This is a genomic window from Proteiniclasticum aestuarii (assembly GCF_017368455.1).
In the GTDB taxonomy this organism is placed as follows: domain Bacteria; phylum Bacillota; class Clostridia; order Clostridiales; family Clostridiaceae; genus Proteiniclasticum; species Proteiniclasticum aestuarii.
Genome location: NZ_JAFNJU010000009.1, coordinates 62,657 through 74,989 on the forward strand (window position 1 = coordinate 62,657; position 12,333 = coordinate 74,989).

The 12,333-nt window shown below is 45.0% G+C and carries 10 protein-coding genes; 6 read left to right on the forward strand and 4 right to left on the reverse strand.

Annotated elements, in window-relative coordinates; translation table 11 throughout:
- Positions 1–96: 96 nt before the first annotated feature.
- On the forward strand, positions 97–1,770 hold the full coding sequence (locus J3A84_RS11775) for an SH3 domain-containing protein (protein WP_207600234.1): 1,674 nt from the start codon (positions 97–99) through the stop codon (positions 1,768–1,770).
- Between the two features lie 79 nt (positions 1,771–1,849).
- Here the strand turns inward: J3A84_RS11775 and J3A84_RS11780 are convergent, their stop codons facing one another.
- From J3A84_RS11780 to J3A84_RS11790, 3 genes are all read right to left on the reverse strand, one after another.
- Positions 1,850–2,113 (reverse strand): hypothetical protein, encoded by a 264-nt coding sequence (locus J3A84_RS11780; RefSeq protein WP_207600235.1) that lies wholly within the window; start codon positions 2,111–2,113, stop codon positions 1,850–1,852.
- A gap of 13 nt (positions 2,114–2,126) precedes the next feature.
- Entirely contained in the window at positions 2,127–3,371 is a 1,245-nt protein-coding gene (locus J3A84_RS11785) for a DNA polymerase Y family protein (RefSeq protein ID WP_207600236.1), read from the reverse strand.
- 216 nt (positions 3,372–3,587) lie between these two features.
- On the reverse strand, positions 3,588–4,307 hold the full coding sequence (locus J3A84_RS11790) for an alpha/beta hydrolase (protein WP_483434094.1): 720 nt from the start codon (positions 4,305–4,307) through the stop codon (positions 3,588–3,590).
- 66 nt (positions 4,308–4,373) lie between these two features.
- Here J3A84_RS11790 and J3A84_RS15525 point away from each other — a divergent pair, with 66 nt between their 5' ends.
- Together J3A84_RS15525 and J3A84_RS11795 are read left to right on the forward strand one after the other, a co-directional pair.
- Positions 4,374–4,433 (forward strand): hypothetical protein, encoded by a 60-nt coding sequence (locus tag J3A84_RS15525; protein ID WP_483434095.1) that lies wholly within the window; start codon positions 4,374–4,376, stop codon positions 4,431–4,433.
- A gap of 422 nt (positions 4,434–4,855) precedes the next feature.
- Positions 4,856–6,409, forward strand: coding sequence for a DUF4352 domain-containing protein (locus J3A84_RS11795; RefSeq protein ID WP_207600238.1), 1,554 nt, complete (start codon positions 4,856–4,858; stop codon positions 6,407–6,409).
- 60 nt (positions 6,410–6,469) lie between these two features.
- Here the strand turns inward: J3A84_RS11795 and J3A84_RS11800 are convergent, their stop codons facing one another.
- Positions 6,470–7,048 (reverse strand): ECF transporter S component, encoded by a 579-nt coding sequence (locus tag J3A84_RS11800; protein ID WP_207600239.1) that lies wholly within the window; start codon positions 7,046–7,048, stop codon positions 6,470–6,472.
- 274 nt (positions 7,049–7,322) lie between these two features.
- On the opposite strand from J3A84_RS11800, the gene J3A84_RS11805 reads away from it, so the two are divergent.
- The 3 genes from J3A84_RS11805 to J3A84_RS11815 all read left to right on the forward strand — a co-directional run bounded on the left by J3A84_RS11805 (position 7,323) and on the right by J3A84_RS11815 (position 12,295).
- A complete protein-coding gene (locus tag J3A84_RS11805; protein WP_207600240.1) occupies positions 7,323–8,678 on the forward strand; it encodes an FAD-dependent oxidoreductase in 1,356 nt (451 codons plus the stop codon).
- Positions 8,679–8,682: 4 nt separating this feature from the next.
- Positions 8,683–10,101 (forward strand): aldehyde dehydrogenase family protein, encoded by a 1,419-nt coding sequence (locus J3A84_RS11810; protein WP_207600241.1) that lies wholly within the window; start codon positions 8,683–8,685, stop codon positions 10,099–10,101.
- A gap of 70 nt (positions 10,102–10,171) precedes the next feature.
- Positions 10,172–12,295: a RecQ family ATP-dependent DNA helicase gene (locus tag J3A84_RS11815; RefSeq protein ID WP_207600242.1), complete on the forward strand. Its 2,124-nt coding sequence runs from the start codon at positions 10,172–10,174 to the stop codon at positions 12,293–12,295.
- Positions 12,296–12,333: the final 38 nt, after the last annotated feature.

Consider the following 12,333-nt stretch of genomic DNA (forward strand, 5'->3'; position numbering starts at 1 on the left):
CATAGTACAGTATAGAGTTTCTATGATATAATTATCCTATGAAATCGTTTATGTATAAACGATCACGCAATAGATTGTGAAAAAGGGGGAATTCAATTGAAAAAAACCATGTCTAAAAAATTGACTGCAGCAATCAGTGCAACCATTCTGGTTGGAACCATGAGCACATCATCCTTTACGGTATTTGCCAATCCGTTACCTGATGTGGGTAGCACCTATTCTGTGTCGGATAAAATTCCAGGTTATATGGACAGTGTCAATGCAGCCAGAAAAATCAATTCCGTAACCACTTATCAGCCCGGCAATTATTATGTTTATAAGATTCATAACGGAATGATCAACATATCAAGAGCTGTCAATGCGCCAGGCGTTTGGATCAATCCTGCTCAGAATCCTGGAGCGGAGGCTCCATCAGCACCAGTAAATCCTGCACCGGCACCGGTGACACCGTCCACACCTGCTGCAACCACCATGAAAACCACAGCGAATCTCTATATGAGAACTGGGGCCGGAACCAGCAATAGGGCCATACTTGTCATGCCTAAGGGCGCCACGGTGACACTCGTTGAAGATGGCGGTGCATGGAAGAAAATCACTTATAACGGTAAAACCGGATGGGCATCCGGGAAATATCTCACCCAGGTCAGTGTAAGCCAGCCGGTGGATCCGCCATCAGAAGCGCCTCCAGCAGCAACGGACTCTGCAGCCAGTGGTGCGGTTTATGAGACCACTGGAAATCTGTACATGAGAACTGGTCCAGCTAAAACCTACGCGTCTGTCATGGTTATGCCTAAGGGCGCATCTGTGACACTGGTTGAGGATGGAGAATGGAAAAAGGTGACTTATCAGGGCAAAACCGGGTGGGCTTCAGGGAAGTATCTGAAGCTTATCAAGGCTGCTCCTGTGTCGGAACCAGAGGCACCTCCGGTGGTAGACACTCCTGCACCACCTCCAGCTGAAACTGAGGAACCTCCTGTATCAGAGCCTGCACCAGCACCGACTACGGTCCAGAAGAAGACCACCCACGCCCTTCATATGAGAGCAGGTGCAGGCACAAGCTTTGCATCCATGCTCGTTCTTCCTCAGGGAGCAGTGGTGGAAGTCATCGGATCGGAAGGAAAATGGAATAATATCGTCTATAACGGAAAAACAGGATGGGCTTCCGGAAATTACCTGACGGAAGTCAAGGGTGTCTACAAGAGCATAACTGTCCCTTATCACAGCCAGCTGAGTCCTGTCTATGCACCCGTCGGGTGTGAGGCCACAGCAGTTCTCATGGCACTTCAGTATAAAGGACTTGCCAGAGATGTATCCTACAGACAGTTTCTGGATGCGATGCCAAAGCATTCCTCCAATCCTGCCAAAGGATTTGTTGGATCTCCCTACAAACAGGACCTGAGCTTAAGAACAACGATCTATCCTCAGGCACTGACAGATTACAGCAATACCTATGGCGCTGGAAGAACCGTGAACTTCAGTGGAAGTACGGTGGAAGACATCAAAAAAGAAATCCTTGCGGATAATCCGGTGGTTGTCTATCTTACCGTGAGAAGAGAGGCGCCTATCTATGTGAAGTACAATGTGGAAGGGCAGATCCAGTCTCTTCTGAGAAACAATCATGCGGTTCTGGTCACGGGATATGATTCGGAAGCCAACAAGCTGAAAATTACAGATCCATGGTCATGGAATGGAAGAAGAGAGTACTGGGTTGATATCCCAAGTTTTGCTTATTCCTATAACATAAGAAATCATGCCATTGTGGTCAGATAATATCCAGTAGAATATTGAACGGACCTGAAAAGACTGTCACTTTGATGACAGTCTTTTCTTATGGGCCGGTTTTCTCTTCTCACATTTTGAACAGTGTCCACTGATCCGTGTCTTTCTCATATTTCAGTTCAAAAAGCACTTCCTTGTCGTTGACGATTCCTCTGCAAAGAAAAACCTGCATCAGATTCCCAGCAAGCTTCTCCTTTTTCCGCGCCTGGATGCTTTTGATGGAAATGGTTCTGTATTTTCCATCCTCATCGATGAGCCTGAATCGGATCGGGTGGATCAGACCCTTGAAATCAAACCAGGCTATCATTTCTATGGGCTTGGCCAGTACTTTCATGCCGCTTCCCTCCTCATAAGTGACTGTTCATGAAAATGTAGTCTTTTTCCACCACGCCTCCTGAAAATGCTTTGACTGGAGAATTGATGAAGGTGGCTCGTATGAGGGAATCATCTCCGAAATTCTTTCTTACCATATCAATGACCTGATCCATACGATTCATTTTCTCAGCCCGACTGTCTTTAAAGAAAGAAAGCTGCTGGATGTCCTTCTCCTTCAACTGGGAGAAAGAGATACCCAGATGCCTGACCGGCTCTTCGTTCCATATTTCATCAAACAGTTCACAGGCTGCTGCCATAAGCAGACTGGTGGAATCCGAGGCGAAGGGGAGGGTTTTCTGCATGGAGAAAGAAGTGAAATCACTGCTGCGAATATGAATGGATACGGTCTTCACAAGCTTTCCGGCTTCTCTCAGTCTGGGGACCAGGGTTTCTCCTATGGAGAGAAGCACATTGTGACAGGAAATCCGATCCGTGAAATCGAAGGGGAGTGTCGTGGAATTTCCCATTCCTTTCATGTCCACTGTGCCTTCATTCTTCACGGTGGAAGAGTCTATTCCTCGGGCATAGCAGGAAATCATATATCCATACTTCTTGAATTTCTCATGAAGAAACCTGGGGTCCGCTTTTGCCAGATCTCCTATGGTTGTGATGTTCATTTTCTTCAGTTTTTCCGTGGTACGGGAGCCGACCATAAACATGTCCTGAACAGGCAGAGGCCACATTTTCTTCGGAACCTCCTCCTGATACAGAGTATGAACCTGATCCGGCTTTCTGAAGTCGGAGGCCATCTTTGCCAGAAGCTTTCCTGTGGAAATCCCCACATTGACAGTGAAGCCCAGTTCCTCATGAATCCTGTTTTTCAGGGATAAAGCGGCCTCTACGGCGCTTTCCCTTGTCAGGTGGCTCATATCCATAAAGCATTCATCGATGGAATAGCGCTCTATGAGTGGGGAATATTCACGCAGAATTTCCACCATGGCATCGCTGGCTTTCAGATATACGCTGTATCTGGGTGGAACGATTTTCAGCTCAGGACACTTCATGAGGGCTGAAAAAAGGGTCTCTCCGGTCTTGATGCCGTATTTCTTGCTGGGAATGGATTTTGCGAGGACAATCCCATGACGGCTTTCCGGGTCACCTCCCACAATGGAAGGAACCGTTCGAAGATCAAGGGTTTTCCCGTGCTGAAGATCCCAGATGGCGTTCCAGGAAAGATAAGCGGAGTTCACGTCCACATGAAAAATAATATTTTCCATTTCAAATTCACCTATACTTCTTTAACAAAATTAGAACATACATTCTTTATAATGCAATTATAACAGAACAATTGTTCTAAGTGAATACCCTAAATGGACATCCTCTGGTCTAAAATCCAGGAGAGAGGGGAAGAAGTACTGTGCATCAAGGACTATCAGGCAGAAAAAAACAGCAGAAAGGCAGGTCACGTGTGACCTGCCTGTATAGGAATCGTATCAATGTCCTGTTATAAAATGTTCATCGGGATAAACTTCATTCAGAAAATCTGTGACCTTTTCATCGTATGCATCAGGAGAGGTTGCCATGGAAGTTCCATGTTCGCCACCTTCAGCGATATACATGAACTTCTTATCCATTTTGAAGGAGTACATGGCTTTCGTCATCGCAGCAGGCACATAGTCATCCTTTGCACCATGAATGAAGAGAATAGGCTGACTGATGGTGGGCAGCTCTTTCAGAGGAGAAACATCTTCTATGGAGAATCCGGCTCTGATCTTGATGAAGAGGTTCACAAGATTGATGAGCTTTTTGCTGTGGACTCTGGTGTCCTGTCTTAATTTCAATAGCAGAAGTTCAGGAAGGTCCGAGAATGCGCAGTCTATGATGCCATATCGGATTCGCTTGTCCATGGCCATGTTGAGCATGGAAATGGTTCCCCCCATGGACTCTCCATGAAGGCCCACACTGATGCCGTCTCCGAATTTTTTGAACAGGTAATCTGTTACGGTTTTCAGATCCCACTTTTCGAAATAGCCATAGGTGGTATTGTCCCCACCGGTTTCTCCATGGTTTCTAAGATCGAATACGACAACATTGAACCCTTTCTTATAGAAGAAAGGCAGATATTTCAGTGCTCCGTAGAGATTCATGGTGATTCCATGGACGATGATGACATACTTGTCGGAACCATTGGGATAGAGCCTGCCATTGATCATGTATCCATAGGGAGATTTCAGGTTCAGTGGTTCGTAGGTTAGGGAGTCGATGTATTCTTCGGGAAAATATCCCTGCTTTCGGATTTTCTCCTTGGCCATGTCATAGGTTTTGGTTTTCGGGTATAAGATGCGGTTTACATAACGAGTAATCACTGCAAGAAAATACACTATAGCTAAAATGACAATACCCAGGAGGATGTATGGAATGTACTTCATTAAAACACCTCCAATGTTTACTTATAGGACCATTATAATGGAAAAAGATGAAAATGATAATCTCTCAGACCGGATTAATTAATAAAAAGTCTATTAACAATTCAGTGGAATGGTAAAAAAATGCGAAACGCAAGGAACCTGCTTCGTATTGAATGAATGATATAAATAAACATAAAAATGCATATAAAGCTCTATATCATGCTATTTAACTGATAAACCGTGACCGTGGTGTAAAAAGTGTATTAACAATTCTATCGATTACTGAATATTTAAAGTATTGAATGTATAATGAGTTAAAGACTGAATATACAATAAACAGGAGGGAACATCCTATGAAATTTGAAATGGATAAAATGGTAAAAAAGAGCGAAGAACTAGTGAAAAAAGGGGAAGGAATGGCGAAGGATATGATTCCGAAAGTGAAAGATGCCACTTCGGATCTGAAGGAATCCCTGGCGAACATCATGGACAAAGGAAGCCAGAGTGCGCAGCAGCTCTTTGAGAAGAAAGACAGCGTAAAGGGAGATGCTGTGAGCTTTGCGAAAAACAGCAGCAAAGAAGTGAGTAATACGCTGGACAGCAGAAACGGAAAGAAGAATACCGGCAAGATCGTTGCAGGTGTAGCGGTCGCTGCGGCAGCTGCAGCAGCCTATGCACTGTACAAGAAGAACAAGATCAAAAATGAGAATCTGAAGAAGGAGTATTCCGAAAAGCTGACCAGATGGGCAGAACTTGGTCTGGATGAAATCGAATCTGAAACAGATGGATTCATGGAACCCATGAAAGTGACGCCTAAAAAGGTCTACAAGGCCGGAACCAATGCAGTGATTGATGATATTGTAGTGAATATATCCAATCCATCCAGTGACTTCACCTTTAACCCGGATGAGGATGGTGAGCCTGTAGCAGATCTGGATCTCAAGAAAGCGGTTATGGAGAAGACGGAAGCTGTAAGAGAAAAGCTACGCACCAAAATCGAAGAGGGTAAACTTCAGACAAAACTTGGCAGCATGGAGGCAAAGGATAAATATGTAGAAATCAAGGATCTGGCTGAAGATAAGCTGGAAGCTGCAAAGGCTAAGGTTGACCAGGAAATCGCACCCAATGTGAAGCGAAAAGCGGCTGATCTGAAGAGCGAAGCGGAAGAAAAACTCGAAGGGTTCAAAAAGCAGAATGATGTGGATGAAGTGGTGGAAGAGGTCCAGGAGGAAATCAGAGACAAATCCGATGAAGCCAAGAAAAAATTCGAAGACCTCAAGAGCAAGGTTGCATCCGCTGCAGATGAAATGGAAGAAAAAACCGATGGATTCATGAAGAATGACATGGCCTTCGATGATGAAGATGCATTTGAGCCGGAGAATGATAACTTTGTGGATGAGCCATTTGGCGCACAGGAGCTCATTGATGATGTGGAAGAAAATGCGGAAGGACTTAAAGGTAAAGTGAAACATCTGGCTGAAAATGCCAAGGCGAAAATCATGCCGGAAAAATCGGATGCGGATGAGAATCAGGAACTGGTTGAGTACAAGGTCACCCTTCATAACAGAGGCAGTGAGGATTATTCCTTTAATCCGATGCAGCTTCAGTCATATGACTTAGCAAAACGTTCTGTACACATCATGGCAAAACATGAAGATGGAACCACACTTGGAAGAGTAACGGTAAAACCTGGTGAAACCTATACGGGTAAACTGTTTGTGAAGATCACCAAGGAGAAGAAACACGGTATCCTGTTCTTCAAGGATTTAAGCCTGGATTATTCCGTCCTGTTCCTGACAGAGGATGAGCGTCCGGTGGAAAAAGATCCGAGCCTGGTGCTGGATGAAGATTATCTATACAGCGACAAGGAAGTTCTTGAGGAGCATGTGGACTATAAGAGACTGTAGTGGGCTACTGAAATAACATATAAAACAAAGGAGATGGGCAACCATCTCCTTTCAATATGACTATTTTTTCATTTTTCTGTAGGCGGCTATTACCGGCACTGTGATGAGCGCAGATATAATCGCCTCCGGCACGCCATTGGTACCCACAATGGATAGAATAAAAGTGGTTGCTGCGGCTTCCGAGATGCCTAATCCTGCTGCATATCTGGAAAGATAGAACACGAAGGCAAGACCAAGAACACCAATGGTGTTGGTCAGCGATCCCGCAACAGCGGATACGGCAACCCCGTAGTTTCTGTTTTTCAGTGCCCTGTACACATACCCTGCAACCACACCAATGAGAATGCGCACACCAATGGAGATGATGGGATTCCAGAAGATGAAGTTGGTCGGGGTTGGTGTCATGAACGCACGGACCATGCTGGACAGTCCGAAGATTCCACCGATGAATGCACCGATCATGGGACCTTCAATGATGGCGCCGATGATGACGGGCACATGCATGATGGTCGGATTGATGGGCAGTATGGGAATGAATCCCAGTGGGGTCAGTGACAGAAAGATCGAGATACCGGACAGTAGACCGACAACAGTGAGCTGTCTGGCTTTGAAAGTGGTCCTTCTTTTTTGTTTTTGCATAAGTTTTCCTCCGTTCTTATTCCTTTTTGGGATATAATTCGGAACCTTGTAAGGGTTTGAATTAAGTTCAGTTTCCGTGGGAATACTGACTAAGCCTATTTTAGCACTATTCCATTAAAAGTAAATAGAAAATCAGTGAATAGTATGAACGGAGAAAAATGAAGGTTGTTTGAACAATCTGAAATTGCAGATATTCTACGACCTGCTATGTTAAAATAGATACTAAGAGATATTGAAAAGTTAGCTTATAAATGATAAAGGGGTGACTCTGAAAATGAAAGTGGTAATCATCGGAGCAGTTGCAGCTGGATTGAGCGCTGCATACAGCATAAAGAAAAATGTTTCAGGTGCGGAAATCACCGTACTTGAAAAAGGGGAAGACATCTCCTATGGAGCCTGCGGATTTCCGTATTACATTGAAGGGCTTATAGAGGAAGAGAAGAAGCTTATTGCAAGAGACAAGAAAAGGGTTCTGGCTGATGGAATTGATCTGAGACTGTTCAGTGAAGCCATTGATGTGGATTTTCAGAATAAATCGGTGAAGGTCAGGAATCTTTCCAATAAAAATGAATACGAGCTGAAATATGATAAGCTCGTCATTGCTGTGGGAGCCAGAAGCAATCATCTGGACATCTTCACAGGTATGAAAGGTGTATTCCCTTTAAATACGCTGAAACATGCCAACGCCATAAAAGAATACATGGAGAAAAGGGCACCGGAGAGAGCAATCATTCTAGGTGGAGGGAATAAAGGCCTTGAACTGCTGGAAACCATGACACTAAGAGCTGTGGATACACAGGTCATCGAATACATGCCCGATGTCATGAACATCTACGACCCAGAGCTTTCAGAGCTGCTCCTCAAAGAGCTGCGTGGGGAAGGGCATAAAATCAATACCAGTGAAAAAGCACTGGATGCTGTGGCAGACGAAAAGGGCTTCATCTCAAAAGTGATCACGGACAAAGGAGAGTATTCCACTGATATGGTCATTGAAACCATAGGCCTGAAACCGAATACGGAGTTCCTTGAAGGAAAAGGCCTCAAGATGGAACGAGGAGCGATTCTGACGGACCTCTATGGCAGAACCAATATTGAGGATGTCTATGCCGGAGGTGATTGTGCCATGATCTACAATCACATCGAAGAGAAGCACAATTATCTTCCATTGGGCACCAATGCCAACAAAACAGGGAAACTCATCGGTCTTGCCATGGCAGGGAAAGAACCTCCTTTCAAGGGTGTTCAGGCAAGCTCCATGATGAAGACTTTTGAATTCGAAATGGCCATGACCGGGGTAACAGACCAGAGAGCGAAGTTTTTAGGATTGGACTACGACAGTGTACTGGTCCGCACCCGGAATAAATCGGGCTATTATCCCGGTGGCACTGAACTCTACATTAAGCTCACCTATCTGAAAAAGAATGGAAAAATCATCGGGGCACAGATCTTCGGACGAGAAGGAAGTGCTCTGCGCATACAGGGACTTGTGACAGCCGTTTATGCCGGGCTCGACCTCTATGATCTGGCGTATATGGACTTCGGATATATACCTCCTCTGAACAGCGTATGGGACTCCATCAACGTGGCCGCAAGAAAAGCCCTATCCAAGTACGAACGAGAGAAGGAATGAATCTATGACTGAGAATAAAAACGGCAGAGATCATGAATTGACGAAATATGAGGCGGAAGAACTGCTTTCTGAAATGCAATCGTTCTTTCACACAAGAAAGACCATGAACCTTCATTTCAGAAAGCAGATGCTGAGAAAACTCAAATCCACCATAAAAAAATATGAGGCGGAAGTGCAGGATGCGCTTTACAAAGATCTGAGAAAATCCGATGCGGAGTCCTATATCACAGAAATCGGACTTCTTTATCAGAGCATTGATTACTTCATCAGAAACCTGGAGAGATTTTCAAGAAGGAAAATGGTGAAAAGACATACCGCAAGTATCCTGTCCCAGGGATATCTGTATAAGGAACCCTATGGAACAGTACTGATCATCTCCGCATTCAATTATCCTTTCCAGCTGCTCATGGAGCCGCTCATCGGAGCCATTGCAGCAGGAAATAATGCTGTAATCAAACCTTCGGAGCAGGCTGTCTATACGGAAGCGGTCATCGAGAAAATCATAAAGGAAGCTTTTCCCTCTGCAATGGTCCGGGTTGTCAAAGGGGGAAAGGATACAGTGACGAGTCTGACCACATCCGATTTTGATTATATCTTTTTCACGGGAAGTGTATCCACAGGACGGATCATCATGGGCAACGCTTCCAGAAACCTCACCCCGGTGACGCTGGAGCTGGGCGGGAAAAGTCCGGCCATCGTGATGAAACGGGCGAATATAAAGAACGCCGCAAGAAAGATCGTCTATGGGAAGTTCCTCAATGCAGGCCAGACCTGTATCGCACCGGATTACGTGCTGGCCCATGAAGATGTCATGGAGGAGCTTGTGGTTGAGATGAAGCGCTATCTGCGAAAATTCTATAGAGAGGACCCCAGAACTTCCAAAGATTATTCAAGAATCATAAGCAAGAAAGCACTGAAAAGACTCACAGATATTCTGGAGGAAGACAAGGAGTATGTGATTCACGGCGGTGAAGTGGACCCCATAGAAAATTATATGGCACCAACCTTACTGGTGAAAAGCGATATGAATCTGAGGTCCATGGAAGAGGAGATTTTCGGTCCGATTTTACCCATCATCCGTTATCAGGACATCAACAAGGCGCTGGATGAGATTCAGCCTCTGGGAAAACCGTTGGCTTTCTATGTGTTCACTGAAGATCGGGTGCTTGCGGAGAAAGCCCTTAAGAGAGTCTCCTTTGGAGGAGGATGCATCAATGATGTGCTCTTCCATATCTCCTCACCCTACCTCACTTTCGGAGGAGTAGGGAACTCGGGAATCGGCAGATATCATGGAAGGTATTCCTTTGATACATTCAGTCACGAAAAGGCTGTGCTGAAATCCTCCAGTTACCTGAATATGAGGATCAACGAGCCTCCTATCACAAACCTGAAAGAAACACTTATAAGGAAAATCCTGAAATAGGAAGAAGCTGTGTGGAAACGCACAGCTTTTGCTATAATAAGATGTATGACGGCTGTTAGGATGTGAAGAAATGGAACCTCAAAGAATACTGAAAAAATATTTCGGACTGAATTCCTTCAAGAAGGAACAGATTTCAATCATCAAGGAAATCCTGAGTGGAAGAGATGTCGTAGGAATACTTCCTACGGGCTACGGAAAATCCTTATGCTACCAGGTGCCTTCCATGATGATGAAAGGTCCTACACTGGTCATTTCACCATTGATCTCACTGATGAAAGATCAGGTTGATGCACTGAAAGACAGAGGAATTCCCGCGACCTACATCAACTCCTCTCTTTCTCTTGAAGAATCCAATCAGCGGAAGAGGAATATCCGAAAGGGGAAGTACAAACTGATTTATGTGTCTCCAGAGTCTCTTAGACTGAAGAGGTTCACCGATCTTCTGAGAGACATCGGGCTGGTCCAGATTGCTGTGGATGAGGCCCATTGCATCAGTATCTGGGGACATGATTTCAGACCTTCCTATCTGACCATATATGATTTCATTCAGACTCTTGAGAAGAGACCTGTGATTACAGCATTTACGGCTACTGCAACAGAAGCCGTGAGAAAGGATATTGTGGATCTGCTCCATCTTGAAGAGGCTTTCAGCATCACCGGGAATCTTAATCGCGAGAACATCTATTTCGGTGTGAAACGACCTGAAAATGAACAACAAGAACTTTTGAGTCAGGTCAATAAAAGAAAGGGTCAGCAGGGCATCATCTACTGCCAGAGAAAGAAAGAAGCGGAATATGTGCGCGATCTTCTCGGACGGGAAGGATATAAGGCAGGACTTTATCATGGTGGCATGGAAGATGCGGAAAGAAGAAAGGTGCAGGAGGATTTCTCCTTTGATCGCATTCATATCGTTGTAGCCACCAGCGCCTTCGGTATGGGAATCGACAAGTCCAACGTACGCTATGTGATTCATCTTGGCATCCCTAAAAACATCGAATCTTTCTATCAGGAAGCCGGCAGGGCGGGTAGAGATCAGAGCTACAGTGAAAGCATACTGATCTACAGATATGGTGACATGGCAAAGCAGAAGAGGCTCCTTCAGATATCAGACCTGACAAAGGAGAGATATGAGATCGAAAGGGAAAAGCTTGCTGTCATGGACCAGTACGGTACCACAAAACACTGCCTGCGCTCTTTTGTCCTCAATTACTTCAAGGGAGCGCCTCCGGAAACAGCGGAAGAAAACTGCGGTAACTGCAGCAACTGCATTGAAGAGGGGCACATCAACCTGTCCCTTCTCGGCAGAAAGGTTGTCGCCGCCATAAAGATTCTGGGAGAAGCGTCGGACAAATATGTTGTCTATGATTTTCTTCTTGGCAGAAGATCAAGAGAGCTGGAAAAGCGGGGTTATTGTAATCATCGGCTGTTCGGCAGTCTGAAAAATCATAAGAAGTACTATATGGATAAACTATTTTCCCTTCTTATTAGGGAACTGCACCTTCTGGCAGACGGAGAAAAGCTGAGCATCACCGAAAAGGGGAGTAAGCTTCTTCATGGCCAGGTAGAGTTCATTGTCCTTCGGGAAGAGGGGGAAGAGAAGCAGGATTACCATGAAGAACTCCTTCTCAGGCTCAAAAGCGTCCGCCGTGAAATGTCCAGAATGGAGGGAATCGCACCCTATATCATTTTCCATGATGAGACACTCCGGGATATCGCCAGAAGAATTCCCTTGACAAAGAAAGAATTCATGGAAGTAAGAGGTGTGGGAAAGACAAAGGCTATGAAGTACGGAGAAGCTTTCCTGGAAGAAATCAGAAAATACGGAGACAGTCAGGGAAAACTGGATGAAATCAGGAAAGAGATCCAGAAAGATCCGGAACACACCACAGACCAGTGGGATACCTATGGGCTCCATAAAGAAGGGAAATCTGTGGAAGAGATGGCAGCCATACTTGGCATTGTCCCGGGCACAGTGGTTGACCGACTCATAAGAGAACATGAAAAAGGAAGAGACGTGAATCTTGATGCACTCTACAGAAGTCATCTGGAAAATCAGATTCTGCATTCCATCCAGAAACTGGGCACGGATAAGCTGAGACCTGTCAAAGAGGATCTGAAAAAGGACGGGATAGATGTGGACTATATTGACATCAAAATGATCTTCTATAAGCACTATGGGATCAGAAAAAAATAAAAGATGCGAATGAGGTATGCCTGAGATGTCAGACATAC

Coding starts and splice junctions, on each gene's coding strand:
- J3A84_RS11780 (WP_207600235.1), bottom strand. CDS start 2,113: ATGAAAGTACTGGCCAAGCCCATAGAAATGATAGCCTGGTTTGATTTC.
- J3A84_RS11785 (WP_207600236.1), bottom strand. CDS start 3,371: ATGGAAAATATTATTTTTCATGTGGACGTGAACTCCGCTTATCTTTCC.
- J3A84_RS11790 (WP_483434094.1), bottom strand. CDS start 4,307: ATGATCAATGGCAGGCTCTATCCCAATGGTTCCGACAAGTATGTCATC.
- J3A84_RS11795 (WP_207600238.1), top strand. CDS start 4,856: ATGAAATTTGAAATGGATAAAATGGTAAAAAAGAGCGAAGAACTAGTG.
- J3A84_RS11800 (WP_207600239.1), bottom strand. CDS start 7,048: ATGCAAAAACAAAAAAGAAGGACCACTTTCAAAGCCAGACAGCTCACT.
- J3A84_RS11805 (WP_207600240.1), top strand. CDS start 7,323: ATGAAAGTGGTAATCATCGGAGCAGTTGCAGCTGGATTGAGCGCTGCA.
- J3A84_RS11810 (WP_207600241.1), top strand. CDS start 8,683: ATGACTGAGAATAAAAACGGCAGAGATCATGAATTGACGAAATATGAG.
- J3A84_RS11815 (WP_207600242.1), top strand. CDS start 10,172: ATGGAACCTCAAAGAATACTGAAAAAATATTTCGGACTGAATTCCTTC.